Here is a 23,306-nt window from a genome sequence, read left to right as displayed (position 1 = left end):
CTAACCGCGCTCAGCCATAAGCACGAACGAAAAACACGATCGTCGTGATGCCGGTGACGAGCAAGGTCCAGATACGCACCGGCCCCGGCGCCAGACGCTTGCCCAGATGCGCGCCGCCCCATCCGCCCAGGATCGCGCCGATCAGCATCGGCACACAGGTCCGCCAATCGACCATCGCAAAGGCGATGAATATGATCGCTGCCGCCAGATTGGCGACCGCCAGCATCAGCGTGCGCGCCGCGAACATCTCGCGAGGCGAAATCCCCGCGAGCAGGCCGTACGTCGCGGTGGTCATCAATCCGACGCCCCCGCCGAAATATCCGCCATAAACGCCCAGCAGCGACTGCACCGCCATCAGCGCGCGCCGCCCGATCGTCACGCGCGCCGCCAGCCACGCCGCCCCGCGCTTGCCGATGAACAGGACGACGAAGGCATACAGCACCAGCCAGGGGATGATGAGGTCGAACGTATCCGACGGCGTCGCGACCAGCAGCCAGCTCCCGACCAGCCCGCCCGCAAAGGTAATTGCCGCCAGCAGCGGAATCGCGACCCTCGCGATTGGGCGCAACTCGTCCCGAAACGTCCATGCACTAGCCGCCGCCCCCGGCAGCAGCGCGACATTGGACGTGGCGTTGGCGATATTGGCAGGCAGCCCCAGCGCCAGCAGCGCAGGCAAGGTCGCAAAGGTGCCCCCACCCGCAAGTGCGTTCATCACACCCCCGGCGATCCCTGCGACCAGAGCAAGCGTGAGAGCGGCGGCATCAAGCATCGCCAGTCGCTAGAGCGGATACGCGGGAGGTTGTCGAGCGATTGCCTCTCCACCACCGTCACCCCGGCCGTAGTGCCGGGGTCCACCGGGCGGCACGCACGTCGCCAGAAGCTCAAGAATCGTACAAGGGGCTTGGTGGACCCCGGCACTGCGTCCGGGGTGACGGACGATGGCTTAGCCCAGCGCCGCCTGCTTCTCTTCCGCCAGCTTGTCGAGTTCCGCGCGCGACTTCTTCTCCGACGCCGTCTTCAACTGGCCGCACGCCGCATCGATGTCACGCCCGCGGGGCGTCCGTGTCGGGGCAGAAATGCCCGATTCGAAGATAATCTTCGAGAACGCCTTGATTCGCCCAGGCTCGGAACATTCATAGGGCGCGCCGGGCCACGGATTGAACGGGATCAGATTGACCTTGGCGGGCAAATCGTAATGCCGCAGCAGCCGAACCAGTTCGCGCGCATCGTTGTCGCTGTCGTTCTTGTCCTTCAGCATCACATATTCGAACGTGATCCGCCGCGCATTGTTTGCGCCGGGATAATCGGCGCATGCCTGAAGCAGCTCCTCGATCCCGTATTTGCGGTTGAGCGGCACGATCTCGTCGCGCACTTCCTTGGTCACCGCGTGAAGCGACACCGCCAGGTTGACGCCGATCTCCGCGCCAGCACGCGCCATCATCGGCACCACGCCGCTGGTCGAAAGGGTGATCCGCCGCTTGGACAGGGCAATGCCATCGCCGTCCATGATGATCTTCAACCCATCGCGCACCGAATCGAAATTATAGAGCGGCTCGCCCATCCCCATCATGACGATGTTGGTCAGCATCCGCCCGTCGGGTTGGCTCGGCCATTCGCCCAGCGCATCGCGCGCGAGCATGACCTGCCCCACGATCTCGCCCGGCGTCAGGTTGCGGACCAGCCGCATCGTGCCGGTGTGGCAGAAACGGCAATTAAGCGTGCAGCCGACTTGCGAAGACACGCACAACGTCCCCCGATCGGCATCGGGGATGAACACCATTTCATAGTCTTGCCCGTCGTCCGACCGCAGCAGCCATTTGCGCGTGCCGTCGGTCGAAACCTGGGCCTCGACCACGTCTGGCCGCGAAATCACGAAGCGCTGCTCCAGCCACGGCTGCATCGTCTTCGAAATGTCGGTCATCTTCGAAAATTCGGTGACGCCGCGATTGTAGATCCAGTGCCACAATTGCTTGGCACGCAGCTTCGCCTGCTTGGGATCGAGCTGCGACGTCTCCAGCGCCATCCGCAGGTCCATCTTGGACAGGCCAAGCAGGTCGATTCGCCCGTCGCTGCGCGGCACCAAGGCACGCGGCACGGGCACGGGATCGATATGCCCCGGAATGGGCATGGGAACGACGGAAGCTGTCTGCATGGCGCGCGATATAGGGGAAAATCTGCCCGAACGCTAGGTTGCGCGCGCGCACCCCAGCACCGCCGCGTCGATGGCGGTCGCGGCGCCGCCCAGCGCGTAGGTGTCGGCGAAGGGACGACCGCTTGCACCCACGCTCTCGACGCTCATGCTGCGCTGGCCGCGCATCGCCGCGACGATCGCGGCGTCGGTGGCGGGATCGGGTGCCCAGGCGTCGGTTGCACCCGCGATCAGCGCGAAGCGGCGCTCACCAATCGACAGCGTGACGCGGGCGTCGGCGCGCTTCGCGCGGCTCAACCGGGCGTGGAATTGCGGGCGGGCGGCGCTGCCGGGCCAGATGCCGATGCTGGCGAAGGCGGGGTTGCGCTGGCCCGCGCCGGGGGGGCGAGCAATGGCGAAACATTTGCGTGGCGAAGCGTCGCGGAATGCGCCCCAGCTTTGGTGGATTCCGATGGTCACGCGTCCGGCGGGGCGTTCGGGTGCAGCCTGTGTTTGCGTCAGCACCAGGAGCGCGGCGAGCATCATGCGGGGGCGTGTCCGGTGCCGCGGTGGACGATGCGCTCCACCCTGTCTTGAATCGCGACCACCGTTCCCTGGGGCAGTCCACCGGCGATCGGTGCGCGAAATTTCGGCAGCACGTCGGCCCCCGTCAGGACGCCGCGCAGCACCCGGCTCGACATACCGTGCATGATCACCAGCCGGTCGCCCTCACGGTCTGTGTCGTCGGCCCAGGCCGAAACACGCGCCGCGATGCCGTCATAGAACTCTCCCTGCGGTGCCGGAACCGCGAACAGCCCGGTCTCGCGGTCGATGAAATCCCCCGCCTCTGCGGAAATCTCCGCATAATAACGCCCGCCCCAATCGCCCATGTCGATTTCGGTCAGCCGTTCGTCGGTCTGCGCGGCGTGCCAGTCGAGTTCGAGATGTTCGGCGATCACCGCCAGCGTCTGAAGCGCGCGCCCGGTTGGCGAGGCCCATAATTCCAGTTTCGGTTTCGCCCCGAGTTCTGCCCGCAACGCCCGTCCCATTTCCTCCGCCTGGGCAAAGCCCGCTCGGGTCAGCGGCGTGTGCGGATGGGTGCCTTGCAACCGTTTGACGACGTTGAATACCGTCTCCCCGTGCCGCGCGATGAAATCGCGTCCCTTGCGTCGTGCCACTCGATTCATCGCATCCATTGCCTTGTCGTCCACCCCTTCCGTTTCAAGCCCCTGTGGCGCAAAAGCAACGGAAATCCTTGTTTATCTGAGGTTCATGCAACATTCGCCGCGCCGCACCATTTAGCTCGCTTCCCGGCATGATCGGGGATTTGAGGAATGGAGTTTTTTATGCGTAACGCACTCATTGTCGCACTTGCCGCTTCGTCGGCCTTTGCAACGCCCGCCCTGGCGCAGGACGTGAACCCGACGTTCACCGGTCCCCGTATCGGCGTGCTCGGCGGCTATGACGGCATCCGTCCCGGCAGCACCGAGGACGCGGATATCGACGGTATCGACCAGACCGTGGACGGCTTCGTCTATGGCGGCGAAATCGGCTACGACTTCGCCATGAACAACGGGCTCGTGCTCGGTGTCGAAGCGGAACTGACCGATTCGACCGGCAAGGTGGAAACCGAGCGCAACAATCCGAACACGTTCGGGTTCGGCGAAGTCAGCACCGGTCGCGACATCTATATCGGTGGTCGCGTCGGTGTCCTCGCGACGCCGGAGACGCTGGTCTATGCCAAGGGCGGCTACACCAACGCGCGGCTGAACCTGCTCGGCAGTGACGGCACCAACGAAATCGACGAGAATTTCGAGCTTGAAGGCTGGCGCGCAGGCGCGGGCGTCGAGCGCGCGATCGGCACCAACACCTATGCCAAGCTCGAATATCGCTATTCGAACTATCGCGAAGCCGATTTCGAATTCCGTGATGGCACCGTCACCGATCAATTCGACATCGATACCGATCGTCATCAGGTGATGGCGGGCGTCGGCGTCCGCTTCTGATCGACCAACGTACGGATACGGTGCCCCGGTAGCGTAGGCGGGTACTCGAATCTGGACCGGGAAGGGTCGGGGCTTCTTGCCCCGGCCCTTTTTCGCGCTAAGGATAAATTCGGCGAGAGTGCTTGCCGTCGCGACCGCGAATCACGGTGGGTTTCAAAATAAGGGCGGCGGCCCGGGGGTAAATGATGAAGGCGACGATCGAACGCGCAACCCTGCTCAAGGGGCTCAGCCACGTCCAGTCGGTGGTCGAGCGGCGCAATACCATCCCCATCCTGTCGAACGTGATGATCGACGCATCCGCCGACGGCATCATTCGCCTGATGGCGACCGATCTCGACCTCCAGATCGACGAAACCGTCGCAGCCGCTGTCGATCAGCCCGGCGCGACCACGGTTTCCGCGCATACCCTCTTCGATATCGTTCGCAAATTGCCCGAAGGCGCGCAGGTCGAACTGACCGCCGCGGAAGGCAAATTGGCGATCGTCGCAGGCCGCGCCCGCTTCTCGCTCGGCACGCTGCCGCGCGACGATTTCCCGGTGATCGCCGAGGGCGAATTGCCGACCCAGTTCGAATTGCCGTCGGAAACGCTGAAGGCGATCATCGACAAGACGCGCTTCGCGATTTCGACCGAAGAAACCCGTTATTATCTCAACGGCATCTTCTTCCATGTGTCCGACGAAGGCACCCCAGTCCTGAAAGCAGCCGCCACCGACGGCCACCGCCTGGCGCGCGTCACCGTGCCGCGCCCCGACGGCGCCGAGGAAATGCCCAGCATCATCGTTCCGCGCAAATGCATCGCCGAACTGCGCAAGCTGCTCGACGAAGTCGACGGATCGGTCGGCGTGTCGATGTCGGGCTCCAAGATCCGCTTCGACCTGGGGCGCGCGATTCTCACCTCCAAACTGATCGACGGCACCTTCCCCGATTATTCGCGGGTGATCCCGACCGGTAACGACAAGATCCTCAAGATCGACCCGAAAAGCTTCATGGCCGGCGTCGATCGCGTATCGACCATTGCGACGGAAAAGACGCGCGCGGTCAAAATGGCGCTCGACCGCGACAAGATCACGCTGTCGGTGACCAGCCCCGAAAACGGCACCGCTGCCGAAGAAGTCCCCGGCGAATATGCCAGCCAGGGCTTCGAAATCGGCTTCAACAGCAAATATCTGATGGACATATTAGGGCAGGTCGAAGGCGATCTGGTCGAGGTCCACCTGGCCGATGCCGCCGCCCCGACGCTGATCCGCGAAAACGACAAGGCACCCGCGCTCTACGTGCTGATGCCGATGCGGGTGTGATCAGGGGTCTTTGCCCGCGATGATCGCGGCAAAGGCACCGATCAACTCCGGCGTCAGTCGGCAGCTATAGCTGGTGCCATCGTAACCGCGCGACAGGATCGCCTGCACCGCGCCGGTCGAATCGACCAGTGCCGCACCGCTGCGTCCGGGCGCGATATAGCCGTTGGTGTCGGCCAGATGACTGGACGCAACGTGGTCGGCGCGACCGAACTCAAAATAGAGATTGTCGGGCGAGAAATCGGGTTCGGCGGTGCGCGACCGCGCCAATTCGATCTCGAACACCTTGCGGGCACCTTCAGGCATTTTCTCAATCGTCCGTTCAAGCGCGCGATGGCCGGGGACGTGCGGATAGGAAAAGCGATGCAGCGGGGTCGCCGCATCCGCGCTTGCGCGCATCCCCAACCAACCGGTCCGCTCGCCGACCGGTTCGGCGATCGCCAGCAGTGCGAAATCGCTGCATCGCTCAGGCGTGACCAGCGCCAGTGACTGGTCGGTCGCCAGGCCGGGCTGATCGTCGATCCACGCCTCGACCACCGGTGCGACCATCGCCGCGCGGCCATTGTCGTAACCGACCGCGATCTCGAACCCGGCATGGGGCGTGCGGTCGAACAGGTCGACGATGCAGTGCGCGGCGGTGATCAAATGACGCGGGCCGACGAATTGCGCCGTACAAGCATGTTCGGTCCGCTTGCCGTCGGCATCGAGCCGGTGGAGCTTGGTCACCGCCGTTGCCGGAAAAACGGCCACATCGAACAGGTCGCGCGCGCGGTAGAGCGTCGAAAAGCGGCTGCGGCGCGGTAAGGGATAAGGGAGGGCGTCTGGCAATGCGATCGGCTCGCCTCTGGGTCGGACCGGTGTTGCATCGATCGATCCCGCGCGCGCTCGAATTTTCTCGCGCGTTTCGCTCGCGAAATGAACGCGCTCGACCGTCACGACGGTCGGGTCGGCCAGCATGAGCCAGGTCGCAATCCACATCGGCAAACTCCCTCCAAATCGACTACATCTGTAGTCGATAGCTGGCTAAGGTGACAAGTGGCGCATCGAACTTGCAATAATAGGCGACCATTGCCATAACTGACACCAATGTCAGTTAAAGGCTCGACCATGGCGACTCAGGCACTCCAACAGCAACCGATCAACACCGCACTCCCGATGAAGCGCGACTGGGGTGCGGCATGGTCGGCACTGCGCAAGCTGCTCGCGAACGGCGATGACACGGTGCAGGTGTTCCGCATCATGCGCGCGCTGAACGGCGACACTGCCCAGCGCAACTATGCGAAGCTGATCAAGACGCCGGAAGGCGGCCGCCTGGCCTACCACCGCACCGAATTGGCGCGGCTGTTCTCCAACCGCGAATGGATCGATTCGCTCCCCGAAGGTTCGGTCGGCGCGCATTACCGCGCCTTCCTCGACCGCACCGGCTTTTCCGCCGATGGGCTTGCCGACATCAGCTATACCGACAATGACGGTTGGCGCGACCTGGAACACCCGGTCAGCTGGTTCGGGCGGCGCGAACGCGACATCCACGACATCTGGCACGTCCTGACCGGCTATACCGCCGAAGAGCATTTGGGCGAAGCGTGCCTGGTCGCGTTCAGCTATGCCCAGACCGGCGGGCTCGGCTGGGCCGCGATCGGCGCGGGCGCAGCGATCAAATCGCTGCGCGTGACCGGCGAACGCCTGTTCCTGAAAGCGGTGATCGAAGGCTATCGCAACGGCAAGCGCGCCAAATGGCTGTCGGCCGAGGATTACCAAACGCTGCTGGCGGAACCGCTGGAGGCTGCGCGCAAGCGGTTGAACATTGCCGAGCCAGTCGCCTACAAGCGGGCGCAGGCTAGGTTGCGAGAGCAGAATTTGGCGGGAATCTAACCCAAGCCTTGCGGCTTTTCCCCTACCCGTTCGTGCTGAGTAGAGACCGAGTAGCCCGCAGGGCGTATCAAGGGCTCGTATCGAAGTACCATTTCGGGCGACCACCCGTCCGACCACCCGTCCTTCGATACGCCATCTCGATACGCGCCTGCGGCGCTACTCGATGGCTACTCAGGACTAACGGGGATAGACAAGCAGCGCGTCTGCCAGACCGCCGCTCTAGCGCGCCGCAATCATCATCACCCAGATCGGCCATGCCGCCAACGCCATGAGCGCCCCGAACGCCACCCGGTCGGTCGCGCCGACCGCCTGCCCCCGCGCCCGTCGCAACAACGCAATCGCCAACCCCATCACCGCGGCGCCCAGCAGAACGAACGGCAGCGGAACCCACCCGCACCAAGCACCAATCGCCGCCAACAGCTTCGGATCACCCCCGCCCAACCCGGTGCGTCCGCGCACCCGGCGATACGCCTCGCCCACCGACCACAGGCCGATGAATCCCGCCGCGGCGCCGATCAGCGAATCGAGCGGTGCGGTGCCAAGCCCCAGCACCGCTGCTCCCCAACCGCCCGCAATCAGCGGCAGCGTCAGCCGATCGGGCAACCAGAAATAGCGCGCATCCAGCGCAATCAACAGCAACAACGCCCAGCCCAACGCCATCCCGGCCAACGCCTGTGCGGGCGGTACGACGACGAGCGCGATCGCGCCGACCGCCGCGGCGAAGACTTCCATCGCCGGGTGAATCGGATCGATCCGCGCGCCGCACGCCCGGCATCGCCCACGCTGCATGAGCCACGACACCACTGGGATCAGCGACCCCGCGCCCACCTTCATGCCGCAAGCGTCGCAACGCGACCGCCCGCGACTGGCGCTTTTCCCCAGCGGCCAGCGGATTGCTAGCGTTGCGAGGTAGCTGCCGATAATCGCGCCCGCGACCGCGCCGAGCAGCGGCAGCCACGGGGAGACTCCCATCAGATCGCTTCGGCGATCAGGTCGGCGGCGGGCTTGCCCGTCCAATCGGTATCGCCCAGCACGCGCCAGACTTCCTTACCCTCAGCGTCGTAAAGGATCGTCGTCGGCAGGTTCGCACCGTATCCGACCGACAGCGCCATGCCGGGTTCCAGATAGGGCTGCAGCCGTTTGAAGGCGGCTTTCTCAAAGAAAGGCGCGACCTTTTCCGCGCCGTCCATGTCCTGGCTGATCACCAGCACCTGCAAGCGCTCGCCTTCGCGTTCCGCCAGCGCGTCGAGCGTCGGCATCTCCGCGACGCACGGCGCGCACCAGGTCGCCCACAGATTGACCAGCACCGGCTTGCCGCGGAACGCAGCCAGCGTCGTCTCACTGCCGTCAGGGGCGGTGAACGGCGTGTCGGGTGCCGCCTCGCCCTCATTGTCGCGGCTGACCTGGCCCAGCTTGTCGGCCTTGAACTCGGGCGGCGTAGCGGCGGTTTCGGCAGCGACATTCGCGCTTGCTTGTGCGTTGTCCGCCGATTGCCTATCGCAAGCGCCGAGCAGCAGTACGGCAGGCAGGAGAAGCGAGATTTCCGGGCGCAACGGCACCTCCAATAGCATGTGGGGCGGGCGCTTCGCCGAAGGCCCATCGGCAGTCATGCGCGAGATAAATGCCTCGATCCCGTTCGACAAGCGAATGTGGCGTCAGGACATTGCCGGATCGAAAGCGCATGTCGCGATGCTGGGCAAGACCGGTATCCTGAGCGCGGAAGACGCCGCGACGATCGACGCCGGTCTGGACGCGGTTGCGGCCGATTACGAGGCGCACGGCGTCACCGAAGACCTGGCGCTTGAAGACATCCATATGCAGACCGAGGCGCGGCTGGCGGACAAGATCGGATCGGTCGCTGGTCGCCTCCACACTGCGCGTAGCCGCAACGATCAGGTCGCGACCGATTTCCGCCTGTGGGTGCGCGACGCGACCGACCAGACGCTGGAGGCGCTTGCCGCGTTGCAGGACGCGCTACTCGTGCGGGCTGAGGAACATGCCGACGCGGTGATGCCCGGCTTCACCCATTTGCAAAGCGCGCAGCCGGTGACGCTCGGTCATCATTTGATGGCCTATTTCGAGATGATCGCCCGCGACATCGCGCGGTTCCGCGATGCCCGCGCGCGGCTCAACCTCTGTCCGCTGGGATCGGCGGCGCTGGCGGGCACCGGCTTTCCGATCGACCGCCAAATGACCGCGCAGGCACTCGGCTTCGACGAGCCGACGCGCAATTCATTGGACGGGGTCAGCGACCGCGACTTCGCGCTCGATTTCCTGACCTCCGCCACCCAATGCGCGCTTCACCTCAGCCGTCTGGCCGAGGAATTCGTGATCTGGGCGTCGCAGCCCTTCGGCTTCGTCGCGCTGTCCGACCAATGGTCGACCGGCAGCTCGATCATGCCGCAAAAGCGCAATCCCGACGCCGCCGAGCTGGTGCGCGGCCATTCGGGCAGGATCATGGGCTGCATGACTGCGCTGATGGTGACGATGAAGGGCCTGCCGCTCGCCTATTCCAAGGACATGCAGGACGACAAACCGCCAGTGTTCGAGGCTGCCGACCTGCTCGCTTTGTCGATCGCGGCGATGACCGGCATGGTGGAAAGCGCGACGTTCCGCACCGATCGGATGCTGGCGCTGGCCGAAAGCGGACACGCCACCGCCACCGACCTCGCCGACTGGCTGGTCCGAGAAGCGGGTGTACCGTTCCGCGAGGCGCATCACATCACCGGCCGGGCAGTCGCGCTGGCCGACGCGCGCAGTGCGAAACTCTCCGATCTCTCGATCGACGACCTGAAAGCCATCGATACGCGGATCGAGCCCGGCATTTACGACGTTTTGACCGTGACGGCGTCGGTCGCAAGCCGCATGAGTTTCGGCGGCACCGCGCCCGCACGGGTGCGCGAAGCGATTGCGGCGGCACGCGCCAGGGAGATTGAGGCATGAAGCCGTTATTACTGGTCGCAACCGCACTGGCGCTGACCGCCTGCGGGTCGCGCGGGTCGCTCGAACTCGAAGAGGGCAAGACGCTGCCCCCTGCGCCGTACGGCGCGCGCGAAACACCCACGCCCGATAAATTGCTCGAACCGCCCCCAGAGACCCGTCCCGGCCGCAGCGACGAAATCCTGACCGAATCGCAAGAGCGGGAGGACGATCCGTTCGACCTCCCCCCGCCGGGTGCACGCTGATGGATCATTTCAACCCGAAGGATGGCGTACTCCACTGCGAGGACGTCCCCGTGTCCGACATTGCCGAGGGCGTCGGCACGCCGGTCTATATCTATTCGCAGGCGACGCTGGAGCGTCACGCACGCGTGTTCCGCGAGGCGCTTGAGAATTCAGGCGTCGGCGAGGGCAAGCCCATCCACATCGCCTTTGCAATCAAGTCCAACCCCAATCTGGGCGTGCTGCGCGTGCTCGCCAATTGCGGTTACGGCGCGGACGTGGTGTCGGCGGGTGAGATGAACCGCGCATTGGCCGCCGGGATCGCCCCCGAACACATCGTGTTTTCCGGCGTCGGCAAAGCGCGCTGGGAGCTGGAGGCCGCAATCGAAGCGGGCATCGGACAGATCAATATCGAGCTGGAGGACGAAGGACGCCTCCTGTCCGAACTCGCCGCAGCAAAGGGCGTACGCATCCCCGCAACCCTGCGCGTCAATCCCAATGTCGATGCGGGCACCCATGCCAAGATTTCGACTGGCCAGGCAGAGGCGAAATTCGGCGTCGGTATCGACGTCGCGCCGGGCATCTACGACCGGCTGGCCGCGCTACCCGGCCTCGATATGCGCGGCGTCGCGGTGCATATCGGCAGCCAGCTCGCCAATCTGTCTCCGCTGGAGGCCGCATTCGGACGGATCGGCGAATTGGTCGCGGAACTGCGCGCGGCGGGCCATGCCATCACCCATGTCGACCTCGGCGGTGGGCTGGGGGTGCCCTACAAGGCGGGCGAGCAGCTTCCCACGCCCGACGATTACGCCGCGATGGTCGCGCGCGCGACTGCCGGATGGGGCGTCACATTGATGTTCGAACCCGGTCGCGTCATCGCGGGCAATGCGGGCGTGCTGATGACGCGCGTGCTGTACGTAAAGCCCGGCGCCCGCGATCCCTTCGTCATCGTCGATGCGGCGATGAACGACTTGGCCCGCCCTGCCCTTTACGACGCCTGGCATGATTTCCACGCGGTCGAACCCCGCGGCGGACGGATGACCGCGAATATCGTCGGCCCGGTATGCGAAAGCGGCGATACCTTTGCGATCGGGCGCGATATCGACCGGGTGGTGCAGGACGACCTCGCCATTTTCCGTACTGCAGGCGCGTACGGCGCAACGATGGCGTCGAGCTACAATAGCCGCGGGCTCGTCCCCGAAGTGCTGGTGTCGGGCAAGCGCTGGGCCGTCGTCGCCGACCGCATCCCGTCGAACGACCTGATGGCTGCCGAACGCGTGCCCGAATGGTTGCAGGACTGATCGCCCGATGAACGGCCTGCCCATCGTCGTTCGACTGGCGGGCAAGCCCGTCATTCTGGTCGGCGAAGGCGAAGCGGCAGACGCTAAGCGAATCCTGATCGAGCGCGCGGGCGGGCATGTCGTCGGGCTCGACGATGCCGACGCGCGATTGGCGATCGTCACCGCCGATGACGATACCGCAGCAGAATCGATCGTTGCCGATCTGCGGACGCGCGGCGTGCTGGTCAACGCGGTCGATCGCCCTGGCTTGTGCGATTTCACGCTGCCCGCGATCGTCGATCGATCGCCGCTGCTGGTCGCGATCTCGACCGGGGGGGCGTCCGCCGGTCTGGCGGCCGCGGTGCGCCAGCGGCTTGAGTTGCTGCTCCCCGCATCGCTTGGGCCGTTGGCAACAGCGCTTCAAAATGCTCGGGTGGCGATGCGTACGCGCTGGCCGGACGGTGCTGCCCGCCGCCGCGCGCTCGGCGCGGCACTGTCCGAAGGTGCGATCCTCGATCCGCTTCGCGCGGATGCGGTGGACGGGGTCGAGGCGTGGCTTGCGGACCGCGCGGGCGAAGCGTCCGACATGCTGGTCACCATTCGGCTGCGCAGCGACGATCCCGACGACCTGACGTTAGGGGAGGCTCGCGCGCTCGCCGCTGCCGACACGCTGTTCCATCGCCCCGACATGCCGCCTGCCATCCTGGCCCGCGCGCGCGCCGACGCCGCGCGCATTGCGTGCGACGCTCCGCCCGCTGCCCTTCCCTCCGGCCTGTCGATCGACCTGGAGCGCGCGGCGTGAGCGGTTTCGCCTTCGCGGTCACCGCCGATGGCGTCGCGCAATCGATCGCGATCGACGACGCTCCGACCGCTATCGGGGCGCTGGTCTGGACGCATCTCAGCCTCGGCGAAACCGAAGTGCGTGCGTGGCTGACCGGACGTGCCGATCTCGCCCCCTTCATCGTCGATGCGCTGACCGCGACCGAAACCCGCCCGCGCTGCGACGCCGCGAGCGACGGTGCGGTCATCAACCTGCGCGGCCTGTCGAGCGGGTCGGATCAGCCGGGCGATTCGCTTGCCTCGATCCGCATGTTCGTATCCGCCGGGCGGGTCTGGTCGGTGTCCCGCCAGCCACTCGATGCGATCGAGCGCGTCTGCGCCGCGGTACGCGCGGGCCGCGTGCTCGATCCGGGCGATCTCGTCACCGAAATCGCACTGGCAATCACCGACGAACTCGATCCGATGGTCGCCGATCTGGGCGACCAGCTCGACGATTGCGAAGAAAGTCTCGAAGCGACACAGGCGTTCGCACTGCGCCGATCGGTCAACCGCGTGCGCGTAGAGGCGATCGGGTATCGGCGCTTCGTACTGCCCCAACGTCAGGCGCTCGAGAAGCTCGCCAACCTGCCCGCGGCGTGGCTATCGGAAGAAGATCGGCTACACCTGGCCAGCGCCGCCGACCGCGCTGCGCGCATGGCAGAGGAGCTGGAGGCGATTCGCGAGCGCGCCGCCCTGGTACACGAAACCCTGACCGACCTGCGCGCCGAACAGCTCGACCAGCGTTCGCTGGTGATCGCGATCGCGGCGATGGTGTTCCTGCCCCTCACCTTCCTGACCGGTCTGCTCGGCATGAATGTCGAGGGCATACCCTATGCGCAGGAGCCGTGGGCGTTTTGGGGCGTGGTTGGGGTCTGCGCCATCATGGCGTGTGCGATTGCCGCCTATTTCATCCGGCAGCACTGGCTCCGCTGATCTGAACCGCCCCCCTTTTCGGGAGCGATCAAAGCGCCTATATCGATCGTGCCGGGTTCGCCCGGCTATGGCGATAAATCGCGGCGTACAATAGGCACAGCGGACCCGGGGGCAGTACCCGGCGGCTCCACCACCGGAGCTGAGCCGCTCGGCGGCACGCTACATGCGTGTCGACGATCGGTTCAGCGGCGCTGATGGGGCCGAACCAGGATCGACGTGTGTTGAAAAGCGCCATGTTTTGCTCGGAATGGGACCACCGTGACGGCCCATTACACAAGTGCCAACGATAACGAAGCACTCGCGATTGCAGCGTAACTAAGGGCCTAACGGCCTGAAGTTATTCTTACAAAAGCGCGGTTGGGCCGCACCGGGCAACAGAAGCGGATTCCAGCGGTACGGGGAGCACCGGGCAACAGAAGCTCCCCACTTGCGATATCGTTACACCGGCAGCGACAACCGCGCCGTCGTGCCTTTGCCCGGCAACAGTTCAAACCGGCCATTCAGTTGCTCCGCGAGCATCATCGCGATGCGCAGGCCCAGACTGTTCGACGCTTCGATCTCGAACCCGGCGGGCAATCCGTGGCCGTCGTCGCGGACCTCCACATGCACCATTGCCTCCCCTTCGCGCCTCAGCTCGACTTCGATCAGCCCGTGGTCGCGGTCGGCAAAGCCGTGTTCGATCGCATTCGCCATCGCTTCCGCGACGATCAGCGCCAGCGGGATCGCCGCGTCGGATGACAAGGGCGCATCCTCGGCGACATTGACGATGCAGCGGATGTCGGTGCGGCCGCTGGCGTCGATCACGTCGGCGCACAACGGCTCCAGAAACTCGTGCATCGATCGCGTTGCGCCGCCCGCGTCATAGAGCTGGCGACTGATCCGCCCAATCAATGCCAACCGCCGCGAAGCCTCATCCAGCGCAGCCTTGCCTTCGGGCTCGGCAACGCGCCGCTTGGATAGCGACAGCAATCCGGCGGCCACCTGAAGATTGTTCGACACGCGGTGCTGGAGTTCGCCGAACAACAAGGCGCGGGTCTGCGCGAGCTTGCGGTTGATCTCGCGGCTGTGGGCCAGCCGATTGTTGGTCCGCTGAAGCCAGTGGATGATCATCAGGTCGGTACCGATCACCAGCACGTAAAAGCCGAGCGCGACCACCGCCCCCGATCCCAACCGCAAACTGCCGACCGGCGGGATGAAGAAATACCAGGCCAGCAGCCCGCACGCGACGCCTGCGAATAGCCCCATGCGAACCCCGAACAGGAACGACGCGATGATGACCGCAGGGAAGAACGTCACATAGGGAAAGCCGGGCGGCAGCCACGGAGCCGCCGCCACGCGAAGGAAATAGGCGCCCGCGATCAGCCCACACGTCGCTGCGAACGCGGCCAAGGGTCTCCCTTGCGCGATCGGCAGGCGTTCGAGCCAATGGCTCGCTTGGGTCCCATCCTCGGTCATTCGTCTCCAGCGTCAGCAATGCCCCATCGGCGGTCTTTGGCGCATTCCCCAGGGCGCGCAATAGACCGGATCAGCAGCGTAACGAAAAAGGGGCCTGAAAACAGGCCCCTTTCCCAATAACGCACGAAAACGGATCGGTTCGATCAATTCTCGGTGATGAACGACGGCAGGCCGATATCGCCGCCATCGTCATCGCGCTTTTCAAGGCGCGGAGCACGGTCGCTGCGTGGGCCACGGTCACCGCCGCCTTCACGACGCGGACCGCGATCGCCCCGATCGCCGCCATCGCGACGCGGGCCACGATCACCGCGATCGCCACCGTCACGGCGTGGACCACGATCACCGCGAGGCTCGCGCGGTTCGCGTGCCGGACGTGTGTCTTCCAGCTCGGCACCGGTTTCCTGATCGACGACGCGCATCGACAGGCGAACCTTGCCGCGCGGATCGATCTCAAGCACCTTGACCTTGACGGCCTGGCCTTCGCTCAGCGCATCCGAGACCTTTTCGACGCGCTCGTTCTTGATTTCGGAGACGTGGACGAGGCCGTCCTTGCCACCCATGAAATTCACGAACGCACCGAAATCGACGAGGTTGACGACCTTGCCGTCATAGACCTTGCCGACTTCGGCTTCCTCGACGATGCCGCGGATCCAGGCCATTGCGGCTTCGATCTGGCTGGTGTCCGACGACGAAACCTTGATCAGACCCTCATCGTCGATGTCGACCTTGGCGCCGGTGGTCGCGACGATTTCGCGGATCACCTTGCCGCCGGTGCCGATGACTTCGCGGATCTTCGACTTGTCGATCTGCATCGTCTCGATCCGCGGCGCGTGCGCCGACAATTCGGTACGGTTCGAATCGAGCGCCTTGGCCATTTCGCCCAGGATGTGCGCGCGGCCTTCCTTGGCCTGGTTCAATGCGACTTCAAAGATTTCGCGCGTGATGCCCGCAATCTTGATGTCCATCTGCATCGTGGTGATGCCTTCCGACGTGCCTGCGACCTTGAAGTCCATGTCGCCGAGGTGATCTTCATCACCCAGAATGTCGGAGATGACCGCATAGTCCTTGCCTTCGAGGATCAGGCCCATCGCGATGCCCGACACCGGACGCTTCAGTGGAACGCCCGCGTCCATCATCGACAGCGAACCGCCGCAAACCGTCGCCATCGACGACGAGCCGTTCGACTCGGTGATGTCCGACAAAACGCGGATCGTGTACGGGAACTCGTCCATCGACGGCAGCACCGGGTGCAGCGCGCGCCATGCGAGCTTGCCATGGCCGACTTCGCGACGACCCGGCGCACCGAAACGCCCGACTTCACCGACCGAATAGGGCGGGAAGTTATAGTGCAGCAGGAAGCGTTCGTACGACAGGCCGTTCAGGCCGTCGATCATCTGTTCCGCGTCCTTGGTGCCAAGCGTCGTGGTGCAGATCGCCTGGGTTTCACCACGGGTGAACAGCGCCGAACCATGGGCGCGCGGCAGGAAGTGGACCATCGCTTCGATCGGACGCACCGTCTTGGTGTCGCGACCATCGATACGGCGGCCTTCCTTCAGGATCGCGGTGCGGACGATTTCGCCCTCGAGCTTCTTCACCAGCTTCAACGTGCCGAGATACTGCTCGGGGTCGCTTTCCTTCAGGTCCGCAAGCGATTCGCGAGCCTTGGTCCGCGCATCGTTGATCGCGTTCTGGCGCGCCTGCTTGTCGGTCAGCTTGTACGCTGCCGCCAAGTCGGTGCCGATGATGCCGCGAAGCTTGTCCATCGATGCGGTCTTGTCCGCAACGGGGGCCAGTTCCCAAGGATCCTTGGCAGCCTTTTCGGCGAGATCGATGATCGCGTTGACGATCTTCTTCGACGCGTCGTGCGCGAAGATGACGGCGCCGAGCATGATTTCTTCCGACAGCTCCTTGGCTTCGGATTCGACCATCATCACCGCGTCGCCGGTGGCGGCGACGACCAAGTCGAGTTCGCCCGACTTCACCTGATCCAGCGTCGGGTTGAGGATATATTCGCCATTTTCGTAACCGACGCGCGCTGCGCCGATCGGGCCCATGAAGGGTACGCCCGAAATGGTGAGCGCGGCCGATGCCGCGATCATCGCGACGATATCGGGCTCGTTCTCTCCGTCATAGCTCAGCACCTGGGCGATGACGTTGATTTCGTTGTAGAAACCTTCGGGGAACAGCGGGCGGAGCGGACGGTCGATCAGGCGGCTGGTCAGCGTTTCCTTTTCGGTCGCACCGCGCTCGCGCTTGAAGAAGCCGCCGGGAATGCGGCCTGCTGCCGAGTATTTTTCCTGATAGTGAACGGTCAGCGGGAAGAAATCCTGGCCTTCCTTTACCGAACGCGCAGCGGTGACCGCGCAGAGGACAACGGTTTCACCGAGCGTCGCGATCACCGCGCCGTCGGCCTGGCGGGCGACACGGCCCGTCTCCAGCGTGAGGGTCTTGCCGCCCAGCTCGAGTTCTACTTTCTTGATGTCGAACATTTGATTTCCTTCACTCCCCACGCCCGATGCGCGGGGGGCCTATGAGGGAGCCAGTATTGGCTCGTGGGACTCGACCGAATTGTCTCGTCCCGTATGTGCTCCCGCATAGGCGGGAGCCTAGGGTTATTCGCGTTGCGCTTTGTAACCCTGGATCCCGGCCTCCGCCGGGATAACGCAATACGTAAACGGCCCGCCGAAGCGGGCCGAACGATTGCGTTACTTGCGAAGCCCGAGCTTCGCGATGAGGTCGGTATAGCGCGCATTCTCGGTCTTCTTGAGGAAGTCGAGAAGGCTGCGACGCTTGTTGACCAGCATCAACAGACCGCGACGCGAATGGTTGTCCTTGGCGTGGGTCTTGAAATGCTCGGTCAGGTTCTGAATGCGTTCGGTCAGGATTGCGACCTGAACTTCGGTGCTGCCGGTATCGCCTGCGGCGCGACCATGTTCTTTAACAAGCGCTTCCTTGCGCTCCTGAGTGATCGACATCGTCATCCTTTCAATTAGAGGTTGAAACCGCGGACGACGCGAACCTCATGGGCCCTGGCCTCTACCAGCGCGATCGGGTTGGTCCCGGTACACGCGAAATATTGGCCATCGTCAGCAGCGATCCCGACCAGGACCCGCCCTTGTCTGAGCAGCCCTGCCTGGTCGGGGGAGAGGGGTAGAGCCGGGATGTCGTCCAGCCCCGCCCTCAACGGCAGGAGAATGTCCTCAAGCGCGCGGTCCTTAGCGGATTCGCCCAGTTTGTCCAGCGATATCGCGGATGACAGGTCGAACGGCCCTGCCTTGGTCCGCCGCAACATGGTGACATATCCGACCGTGCCGAGCGCAAGCGCGATGTCGCGCGCGAGGGACCGGATATAGGTGCCCTTGGAGACATGCGCAGTGAGGGTGATTTCTTCCAACACCCCTTCGTCACCCCGGACTGGTTCCGGGGTCCACTTATCCACGGGCGCAACCGCTTGGGGTGCGGTGGACCCCGGAACCAGTCCGGGGTGACGGACCGTAAGCGCGTAAACCGTCACCTCCCGCGTCGCGAGCACCACATCCTCGCCCGCCCGCGCCAGGTCATAAGCCCGCTCGCCATCGACCTTCAGCGCCGAATAGGCAGGCGGCACCTGCGAAATCGCACCGGTGAACCGCGACAACACCGCCTCGACCGCGACCAAGGTAGGCCGCACATCGCTGGTCGCGATCAGCTTGCCCTCAGCATCCAGCGTATCGGTCTGTTCGCCGAATCGAATGGTGAAATCATACACCTTGTCGCTGTCGAGCATCCGTCCGGCGAGCTTGGTCGCCTCTCCGATCGCGATCGGCAGCACGCCGGTCGCCAGCGGGTCGAGCGTCCCGCCATGCCCGACCTTGCGCTTGGGATAGCCCCCGTCGCGCAACGCCCGCTTGACCGCGCTGACGCCCTGCGTCGAGCCCAGGCCAAGCGGTTTGTCGAGGATGATCCAGCCGTGCATCGGCAGATCGAAGACTTAGGCCTGCGCGCTCGTGCGCCCGCCGCCGCCACCGCCGCCGCGACCACGACCGCCACGCCCGCGACCGCCACCGGGGCGACCCTGACCGGCAGGCTTGGCCGAATGCGTCGCGCGCGGACGACGCGGACCCTGTTCTTCACGGCGACCACCACGCGGTCCGCGATCGGGACGTTCGGCCGGGATCGGGCCGACGCGGCTCGACTTTACGCGCTCTGCTTCCGCCTGGAAATTGGCGGGCAGCGGCACGACGTCGATCTTCTGACGCGTCAGTTTTTCGATGCTCTTCAGATAGGGCCGCTCGTCATCGGCGCAGAACGCAAAGGCGATGCCGTCGGCACCCGCACGCGCGGTGCGGCCAATGCGGTGGACATATTGTTCGGCCACATTGGGCAGCTCGAAATTGACGACGTGGCTGACGCCCGAGACGTCGATCCCGCGTGCCGCAATGTCGGTCGCGACCATGATCGGCACCTTGCCCGCACGGAATTCGGCCAACGCCTTTTCACGCTGCGGCTGCGACTTGTTGCCGTGGATCGCGTTCGACGCGATGCCGTTCGACGCCAGCAGCTTCACGACGCGGTCGGCGCCATGCTTGGTGCGGGTAAATACCAGCGCGCGGTCGATCTTGTTGTTCTGAAAGAACATCGTCAGCAGAATCTGCTTTTCCGCCTGGTTGATGAAGGTCACGAATTGATCGACGCGCTCGGCGGTGGTCGATGCAGGCGCAACGCGCACTTCGGCCGGATCGGTCAGGAACTTGTCGGCCAACTCGCGGATCGACGACGGCATGGTGGCCGAGAAGAACAGCGTCTGACGCGATTGGGGCAGCATCGTCACGATCTTCTTGAGCGTGTGGATGAAGCCCAGGTCGAGCATCTGGTCGGCCTCGTCCAACACCAGGATTTCGACGTCGGACAGGCTCATGCAGCGCTGTTCGATCAGGTCCATCAACCGGCCCGGCGTGGCGACGAGAATATCGACCCCAGCCGAGGTATCGCGGCGGTTGCGCGCGATCGGCACGCCGCCGAACACGGTCGCAACGGTCAGCTTGGTGAATTTGGCATAGTCGCGCGCGCTATCGGCGATCTGGCTGGCCAGTTCGCGCGTGGGGGCAAGCACCAGCATCCGGCAGCGCATCGGCTTGCGCCGCTCGTTCGCTTTCACGAGATTGTCGATCGACGGCAGCATGAAGGCCGCGGTCTTGCCGGTGCCGGTCTGCGCGATGCCGAGCAGATCCTGGCCGTCGAGCAAGGTCGGGATCGCCTGCTGCTGGATCGGAGTGGGGGTGTCGTAGTTCTTCGCCGCAAGCGCGTCGAGAACGGCCTTGGACAGGCCGAGTTTGGAAAAAGTCATGGGATTCCTTGAAAAACAGAACGGCTTCCCGTGCGCTGGGCGCGACGAGAGCGGGGTCAAAAATGACGACCCGCGTGACTTGGGAAGCCTGTGAGCAGCATGGCGAGCCTGGACGGTCATCCGTCCGATCACGCTGCAAAAAGCCGCGCTGCGGTGCGGCATGTGGGCGCTATCATCCGGAATGTCAATGGTGCGGGCGCGGAACGATCCGCGGAACCCGCGGCGGGGCCACGGGTTGGCCGGGTATGTCGATCATTCTAGCCCTTACCGCCACGGCGCTTTCCGCCGCGCCCGCGCTCCCGCAACAGACGGTCCCGCTCGGTGCGAACCTCGAACGCTTCGATTACCCTTACCCGGTGCAATGGTTCGAAGCCGCGTCGCAGGGCGCGACCGTTAGCATGGCCTATCTCGACGTCGCGCCGACCGCGCGGGCGAATGGTCGCACCGCGGTTCTGCTCCACGGCAAGAATTTCTGCGCCGCGACGTGGGGAGAGACGATCCGCGCCATGGCCGCGAAAGGGTATCGCGTGATCGCGCCCGATCAGGTGGGCTTCTGCAAATCGTCCAAGCCCGACGGCTATCAATACAGCTTCCACGCGATGGCGGCGCTGACCGCCGCGCTATTGGACAAGGCAGGCGTAGGGCGCGTGTCGCTGGTCGGCCATTCGACCGGCGGCATCCTCGCCAGCCGGTTCGCACTGCTGATGCCGGAACGCGTCGAGCATCTGGTGCTGGTCAACCCGCTCGGCCTGACCGATCCGCTGACCGAGGGGGTGCCCTATGCCGATCTCGGGACGTTGCTCGCAGAAGAAGCGAAAACGAATGCGGCGAGTATCAAGGGGTATCAGCAGCGCGTCTATTACAACGGCAAATGGAAACCCGACTATGACCGCTGGGTGGCGATGCTCGCCGGGCAATATGCGAGTTCCGACGGACAAACGATCCGCACCGCACAGGCGCGTCTGTCGGACATGATCCAGACCCAGCCGGTCGCAGCCGAACTGCCCGGACTGCGAATGCCGACGACGCTGATCATCGGCGAAACCGACAAGACCGCATTCCGCGGCAATTCCGCACCGGAAGGGGCAAGTCCCCGCACGGTGCCACAAGCGGCGGAGGTAGCGGTGACGCGCATTCCGGGTGCGGCGCTGATGACGCTACCGACGCTGGGCCACTCGCCACAGGTCGAAGACCCGTCGACGTTTCAGCGCGCGTTGTTCGAGGCGCTCGCGAAATAAGTCAGCGAGACACCGGTCCCACCCACCGCGTCACCCCGGACTTGTTCCGGGGTCCACTAAGCCGCTTGCGAGACACGCGAGCCTCTAGCGGATGGTTTGCCGCCCCGTGGACCCCGGCACTCCGGCCGGGGTGACGAGTGGGCAGAGTACCGTGGTCGCAAAACTCAACCCCCGCCCGGCCCTTTCTGCTCCATCGGCCGCCCATGCGGCTGCTGCGGCTTGCCCCCGCGCGGTTTCTTCGACCAGGCGATGCGGTAGAGATCGAAACGACGATCGGTCAGGTTGCGCACCGTGCCCTCAGCCCGCGCCCAGGTCAGGTCGGCCAGGTTGACGTCGGCGATCGTCAGCGTCTCGATATTCTCGCTCGCTTCCGCCGCGATCCCGTCGCGCGCGAAGGGGAAGTCGCAGGGCGTCAGAATGCACGACTGAGCGTATTGGATATCCATATTGTCGACGCCGGGCAGGTTGCCGACATTACCCGACATGACGACGAAGCACTGATTCTCGACCGCGCGCGCCTGAGCACAATAGCGCACCCGCATGTAACCCTGGCGATTGTCGGTGCAGAACGGAACAAAGATGATCCGCGCACCTTCGTCCACCAGCCGTCGCGCGAGTTCGGGGAATTCGCTGTCGTAACAGATCAGCACCCCGATCGGCCCGATATCGGTCTGGATCACATCGACGCTGTCGCCGCCCTTGATCTTCCACCAATAGGCTTCGTTGGGGGTTGGGTGAATCTTCTCCTGCGCGTGAACCGATCCGTCGCGCAGGCAGACATAGGCGACGTTCTGAATTTCGCCGTCGTCGGTGCGGGTCGGGTGCGATCCGGCGACGATGTTGATGTTGTACGACAGCGCCATCTTCGACAGCGCATCGACCAAAGGCTTGCGATGCTCGGTCAATTTGTCGATCGCCTCCATCGGGGTCAGGTCGCGTTTCTCAAAAGACAGCAAAGACAAAGTGAACAGTTCGGGAAACACCACGAAATCGCTGCGATAGCCGCTCGCCACATCGACGAAATATTCGATGTTGCGGATGAATTCGTCGAAATCCTGCACCGGCCGCGCCTGAAGCTGACACGTCGCCAGCCGCACGCTTTCGATGTCGCGGGGTACGCGGTGCTGGGGGCGCTCGTCGGGATCGACATAGGGGTTGCGCCACACCATGTGCGCGGCGAACGACCCCGATGCCTTGTCTTCGGGCAGGTACCCGGGGAGTACCCCAATGGGGGTGAAGCCGTTCGCGATCTGGAAATTGAGTACCGGGTCGCGGAGCTTACCCTCCTGCACCTGATCGATATAATCCTCGGCACTTTCGACCTTCTTAGCGTTGCGCCGGTAATTCGGCATCCGTCCGCCAAACGCGACGCCCTTCAGTTCCAGCCGCTCGACCAAGGTCCGCCGCGCTTCGTACAGCCGCCGCGCGATGCGAAGCCCGCGCTGCTTGTTCGATACCGCCAGTTCGTATCCGTAGAGCCAGTCGCCGGTCGGATCGTGGCGGCTGCCAAAGCCGTTACCGGTGATCGATTCCCAGTCATGCGCGGACAGCGCCAGTTCCTCGTCGATGCGCAGCGACGCGCAATAACCGACGATCTCGCCTTCATAGACCGCAACGAACTGGCCTTCGGGGAAATTGTTGATCTGGCCACGGATCATGCCGGTCGTATAGCTGTCCCAGCCGGGATAGACCGTCTCGATCAGCTTCAAGATGCCGGCGATGTCCTTTGGCCGGGCTTCGCGGATATCGAGTTTGGCAGGGGTCGCGCGGGGCATGGATTTCCTTAAGCTATT

Annotated in this window: 22 protein-coding genes and 1 other RNA gene; 10 read left to right on the top strand and 13 right to left on the bottom strand. The window is 64.5% G+C overall.

Annotation, left to right across the window (positions count from 1 at the left end; genetic code table 11):
- Positions 1-10 precede the first annotated feature (10 nt).
- The 4 genes from ENHY17A_RS04810 to ENHY17A_RS04795 all read right to left on the bottom strand — a co-directional run bounded on the left by ENHY17A_RS04810 (position 11) and on the right by ENHY17A_RS04795 (position 3,324).
- Entirely contained in the window at positions 11-769 is a 759-nt protein-coding gene (locus ENHY17A_RS04810; protein ID WP_159710561.1) for a sulfite exporter TauE/SafE family protein, read from the bottom strand.
- A gap of 174 nt (positions 770-943) precedes the next feature.
- Positions 944-2,152, bottom strand: a complete 1,209-nt coding sequence (gene rlmN / locus ENHY17A_RS04805; protein ID WP_236547751.1) for a 23S rRNA (adenine(2503)-C(2))-methyltransferase RlmN — start codon at positions 2,150-2,152, stop codon at positions 944-946.
- A 33-nt stretch (positions 2,153-2,185) separates the two neighbouring features.
- Complete coding sequence (locus ENHY17A_RS04800) at positions 2,186-2,671, bottom strand: hypothetical protein (RefSeq protein ID WP_159714146.1); 486 nt, start codon at positions 2,669-2,671, stop codon at positions 2,186-2,188.
- Positions 2,671-3,324 carry a histidine phosphatase family protein gene (locus ENHY17A_RS04795; RefSeq protein WP_159714144.1) on the bottom strand — a complete coding sequence of 218 codons (654 nt, stop codon included), beginning with the start codon at positions 3,322-3,324 and terminating at the stop codon, positions 2,671-2,673. Before ENHY17A_RS04795 ends, ENHY17A_RS04800 begins: the two co-directional genes overlap by 1 nt.
- A 150-nt stretch (positions 3,325-3,474) precedes the next feature.
- Here ENHY17A_RS04795 and ENHY17A_RS04790 point away from each other — a divergent pair, with 150 nt between their 5' ends.
- Together ENHY17A_RS04790 and dnaN are read left to right on the top strand one after the other, a co-directional pair.
- Positions 3,475-4,134: an outer membrane protein gene (locus ENHY17A_RS04790; RefSeq protein WP_159710559.1), complete on the top strand. Its 660-nt coding sequence runs from the start codon at positions 3,475-3,477 to the stop codon at positions 4,132-4,134.
- Positions 4,135-4,319: 185 nt separating this feature from the next.
- Positions 4,320-5,432, top strand: a complete 1,113-nt coding sequence (gene dnaN, locus ENHY17A_RS04785) for a DNA polymerase III subunit beta (RefSeq protein ID WP_159710557.1) — start codon at positions 4,320-4,322, stop codon at positions 5,430-5,432.
- Here the strand turns inward: dnaN and ENHY17A_RS04780 are convergent, their stop codons facing one another.
- Positions 5,433-6,407: a trypsin-like serine peptidase gene (locus ENHY17A_RS04780; RefSeq protein WP_159710555.1), complete on the bottom strand. Its 975-nt coding sequence runs from the start codon at positions 6,405-6,407 to the stop codon at positions 5,433-5,435.
- 108 nt (positions 6,408-6,515) lie between these two features.
- Between ENHY17A_RS04780 and ENHY17A_RS04775 the strand changes: the two genes are divergently transcribed.
- Positions 6,516-7,301, top strand: coding sequence for a Coq4 family protein (locus ENHY17A_RS04775; protein WP_328799127.1), 786 nt, complete (start codon positions 6,516-6,518; stop codon positions 7,299-7,301).
- Positions 7,302-7,520: 219 nt separating this feature from the next.
- On the opposite strand, the gene ENHY17A_RS04770 is transcribed toward ENHY17A_RS04775, so the two are convergent.
- Together ENHY17A_RS04770 and ENHY17A_RS04765 are read right to left on the bottom strand one after the other, a co-directional pair.
- Positions 7,521-8,273 (bottom strand): prepilin peptidase, encoded by a 753-nt coding sequence (locus ENHY17A_RS04770; RefSeq protein ID WP_159710551.1) that lies wholly within the window; start codon positions 8,271-8,273, stop codon positions 7,521-7,523.
- On the bottom strand, positions 8,273-8,911 hold the full coding sequence (locus tag ENHY17A_RS04765; protein WP_236547750.1) for a TlpA family protein disulfide reductase: 639 nt from the start codon (positions 8,909-8,911) through the stop codon (positions 8,273-8,275). Before ENHY17A_RS04765 ends, ENHY17A_RS04770 begins: the two co-directional genes overlap by 1 nt.
- Between ENHY17A_RS04765 and argH the strand changes: the two genes are divergently transcribed.
- The 6 genes from argH (at position 8,871) to ssrA (ending at position 13,883) form a co-directional block, all read left to right on the top strand.
- Positions 8,871-10,244: an argininosuccinate lyase gene (argH, locus tag ENHY17A_RS04760; protein WP_159710547.1), complete on the top strand. Its 1,374-nt coding sequence runs from the start codon at positions 8,871-8,873 to the stop codon at positions 10,242-10,244. The genes ENHY17A_RS04765 and argH overlap by 41 nt on opposite strands.
- Positions 10,241-10,486 carry a lipoprotein gene (locus ENHY17A_RS04755; RefSeq protein WP_159710545.1) on the top strand — a complete coding sequence of 82 codons (246 nt, stop codon included), beginning with the start codon at positions 10,241-10,243 and terminating at the stop codon, positions 10,484-10,486. The genes argH and ENHY17A_RS04755 overlap by 4 nt, the downstream gene beginning before the upstream one ends.
- Positions 10,486-11,763: a diaminopimelate decarboxylase gene (gene lysA / locus ENHY17A_RS04750; RefSeq protein WP_159710543.1), complete on the top strand. Its 1,278-nt coding sequence runs from the start codon at positions 10,486-10,488 to the stop codon at positions 11,761-11,763. Before ENHY17A_RS04755 ends, lysA begins: the two co-directional genes overlap by 1 nt.
- A 7-nt stretch (positions 11,764-11,770) precedes the next feature.
- Positions 11,771-12,544: a precorrin-2 dehydrogenase/sirohydrochlorin ferrochelatase family protein gene (locus ENHY17A_RS04745; RefSeq protein ID WP_159710541.1), complete on the top strand. Its 774-nt coding sequence runs from the start codon at positions 11,771-11,773 to the stop codon at positions 12,542-12,544.
- Positions 12,541-13,494 (top strand): zinc transporter ZntB, encoded by a 954-nt coding sequence (locus ENHY17A_RS04740; RefSeq protein WP_159710539.1) that lies wholly within the window; start codon positions 12,541-12,543, stop codon positions 13,492-13,494. The genes ENHY17A_RS04745 and ENHY17A_RS04740 overlap by 4 nt, the downstream gene beginning before the upstream one ends.
- 11 nt (positions 13,495-13,505) lie before the next feature.
- Positions 13,506-13,883, top strand: a transfer-messenger RNA (tmRNA) gene (gene ssrA / locus ENHY17A_RS04735).
- Positions 13,884-13,932: 49 nt separating this feature from the next.
- Here ssrA and ENHY17A_RS04730 read toward each other — a convergent pair.
- The 5 genes from ENHY17A_RS04730 to ENHY17A_RS04710 form a co-directional block, all read right to left on the bottom strand.
- Positions 13,933-14,949, bottom strand: a complete 1,017-nt coding sequence (locus tag ENHY17A_RS04730; protein ID WP_159710537.1) for a sensor histidine kinase — start codon at positions 14,947-14,949, stop codon at positions 13,933-13,935.
- A gap of 143 nt (positions 14,950-15,092) precedes the next feature.
- Positions 15,093-17,438, bottom strand: a complete 2,346-nt coding sequence (pnp, locus tag ENHY17A_RS04725) for a polyribonucleotide nucleotidyltransferase (protein WP_159710535.1) — start codon at positions 17,436-17,438, stop codon at positions 15,093-15,095.
- Between the two features lie 216 nt (positions 17,439-17,654).
- Positions 17,655-17,924, bottom strand: a complete 270-nt coding sequence (rpsO, locus tag ENHY17A_RS04720) for a 30S ribosomal protein S15 (protein WP_159710533.1) — start codon at positions 17,922-17,924, stop codon at positions 17,655-17,657.
- A 14-nt stretch (positions 17,925-17,938) separates the two neighbouring features.
- The gene (gene truB, locus ENHY17A_RS04715; RefSeq protein ID WP_159710531.1) at positions 17,939-18,904 is read right to left on the bottom strand and encodes a tRNA pseudouridine(55) synthase TruB; all 966 of its coding nucleotides are present in this window, start codon (positions 18,902-18,904) and stop codon (positions 17,939-17,941) included.
- Between the two features lie 15 nt (positions 18,905-18,919).
- A complete protein-coding gene (locus ENHY17A_RS04710; protein WP_159710529.1) occupies positions 18,920-20,275 on the bottom strand; it encodes a DEAD/DEAH box helicase in 1,356 nt (451 codons plus the stop codon).
- Positions 20,276-20,520: 245 nt separating this feature from the next.
- On the opposite strand from ENHY17A_RS04710, the gene ENHY17A_RS04705 reads away from it, so the two are divergent.
- On the top strand, positions 20,521-21,513 hold the full coding sequence (locus tag ENHY17A_RS04705; RefSeq protein WP_159710527.1) for an alpha/beta fold hydrolase: 993 nt from the start codon (positions 20,521-20,523) through the stop codon (positions 21,511-21,513).
- 164 nt (positions 21,514-21,677) lie between these two features.
- Here ENHY17A_RS04705 and ENHY17A_RS04700 read toward each other — a convergent pair whose 3' ends face one another.
- On the bottom strand, positions 21,678-23,288 hold the full coding sequence (locus ENHY17A_RS04700) for a bifunctional GNAT family N-acetyltransferase/carbon-nitrogen hydrolase family protein (protein WP_159710525.1): 1,611 nt from the start codon (positions 23,286-23,288) through the stop codon (positions 21,678-21,680).
- Positions 23,289-23,306: the final 18 nt, after the last annotated feature.

This window comes from Sphingomonas sp. AX6 (assembly GCF_902506605.1).
Taxonomy (GTDB): domain Bacteria; phylum Pseudomonadota; class Alphaproteobacteria; order Sphingomonadales; family Sphingomonadaceae; genus Sphingomonas.
This window is presented reverse-complemented; position numbering and strand designations above follow the sequence as displayed.

What these genes read in the sequence shown, in the direction of transcription:
- lysA (WP_159710543.1), top strand. Translation starts at nt 10,486, where the DNA reads ATGGATCATTTCAACCCGAAGGATGGCGTACTCCACTGCGAGGACGTC.
- ENHY17A_RS04705 (WP_159710527.1), top strand. Translation starts at nt 20,521, where the DNA reads ATGTCGATCATTCTAGCCCTTACCGCCACGGCGCTTTCCGCCGCGCCC.
- ENHY17A_RS04780 (WP_159710555.1), bottom strand. Translation starts at nt 6,407, where the DNA reads ATGTGGATTGCGACCTGGCTCATGCTGGCCGACCCGACCGTCGTGACG.
- argH (WP_159710547.1), top strand. Translation starts at nt 8,871, where the DNA reads ATGTGGGGCGGGCGCTTCGCCGAAGGCCCATCGGCAGTCATGCGCGAG.
- ENHY17A_RS04765 (WP_236547750.1), bottom strand. Translation starts at nt 8,911, where the DNA reads ATGACTGCCGATGGGCCTTCGGCGAAGCGCCCGCCCCACATGCTATTG.
- ENHY17A_RS04800 (WP_159714146.1), bottom strand. Translation starts at nt 2,671, where the DNA reads ATGCTCGCCGCGCTCCTGGTGCTGACGCAAACACAGGCTGCACCCGAA.
- ENHY17A_RS04710 (WP_159710529.1), bottom strand. Translation starts at nt 20,275, where the DNA reads ATGACTTTTTCCAAACTCGGCCTGTCCAAGGCCGTTCTCGACGCGCTT.
- ENHY17A_RS04770 (WP_159710551.1), bottom strand. Translation starts at nt 8,273, where the DNA reads ATGGGAGTCTCCCCGTGGCTGCCGCTGCTCGGCGCGGTCGCGGGCGCG.
- ENHY17A_RS04700 (WP_159710525.1), bottom strand. Translation starts at nt 23,288, where the DNA reads ATGCCCCGCGCGACCCCTGCCAAACTCGATATCCGCGAAGCCCGGCCA.
- ENHY17A_RS04745 (WP_159710541.1), top strand. Translation starts at nt 11,771, where the DNA reads ATGAACGGCCTGCCCATCGTCGTTCGACTGGCGGGCAAGCCCGTCATT.
- rpsO (WP_159710533.1), bottom strand. Translation starts at nt 17,924, where the DNA reads ATGTCGATCACTCAGGAGCGCAAGGAAGCGCTTGTTAAAGAACATGGT.
- pnp (WP_159710535.1), bottom strand. Translation starts at nt 17,438, where the DNA reads ATGTTCGACATCAAGAAAGTAGAACTCGAGCTGGGCGGCAAGACCCTC.
- ENHY17A_RS04755 (WP_159710545.1), top strand. Translation starts at nt 10,241, where the DNA reads ATGAAGCCGTTATTACTGGTCGCAACCGCACTGGCGCTGACCGCCTGC.
- ENHY17A_RS04730 (WP_159710537.1), bottom strand. Translation starts at nt 14,949, where the DNA reads ATGACCGAGGATGGGACCCAAGCGAGCCATTGGCTCGAACGCCTGCCG.
- truB (WP_159710531.1), bottom strand. Translation starts at nt 18,904, where the DNA reads ATGCACGGCTGGATCATCCTCGACAAACCGCTTGGCCTGGGCTCGACG.
- ENHY17A_RS04790 (WP_159710559.1), top strand. Translation starts at nt 3,475, where the DNA reads ATGCGTAACGCACTCATTGTCGCACTTGCCGCTTCGTCGGCCTTTGCA.
- rlmN (WP_236547751.1), bottom strand. Translation starts at nt 2,152, where the DNA reads ATGCAGACAGCTTCCGTCGTTCCCATGCCCATTCCGGGGCATATCGAT.
- dnaN (WP_159710557.1), top strand. Translation starts at nt 4,320, where the DNA reads ATGAAGGCGACGATCGAACGCGCAACCCTGCTCAAGGGGCTCAGCCAC.
- ENHY17A_RS04795 (WP_159714144.1), bottom strand. Translation starts at nt 3,324, where the DNA reads ATGGATGCGATGAATCGAGTGGCACGACGCAAGGGACGCGATTTCATC.
- ENHY17A_RS04810 (WP_159710561.1), bottom strand. Translation starts at nt 769, where the DNA reads ATGCTTGATGCCGCCGCTCTCACGCTTGCTCTGGTCGCAGGGATCGCC.
- ENHY17A_RS04775 (WP_328799127.1), top strand. Translation starts at nt 6,516, where the DNA reads ATGTCAGTTAAAGGCTCGACCATGGCGACTCAGGCACTCCAACAGCAA.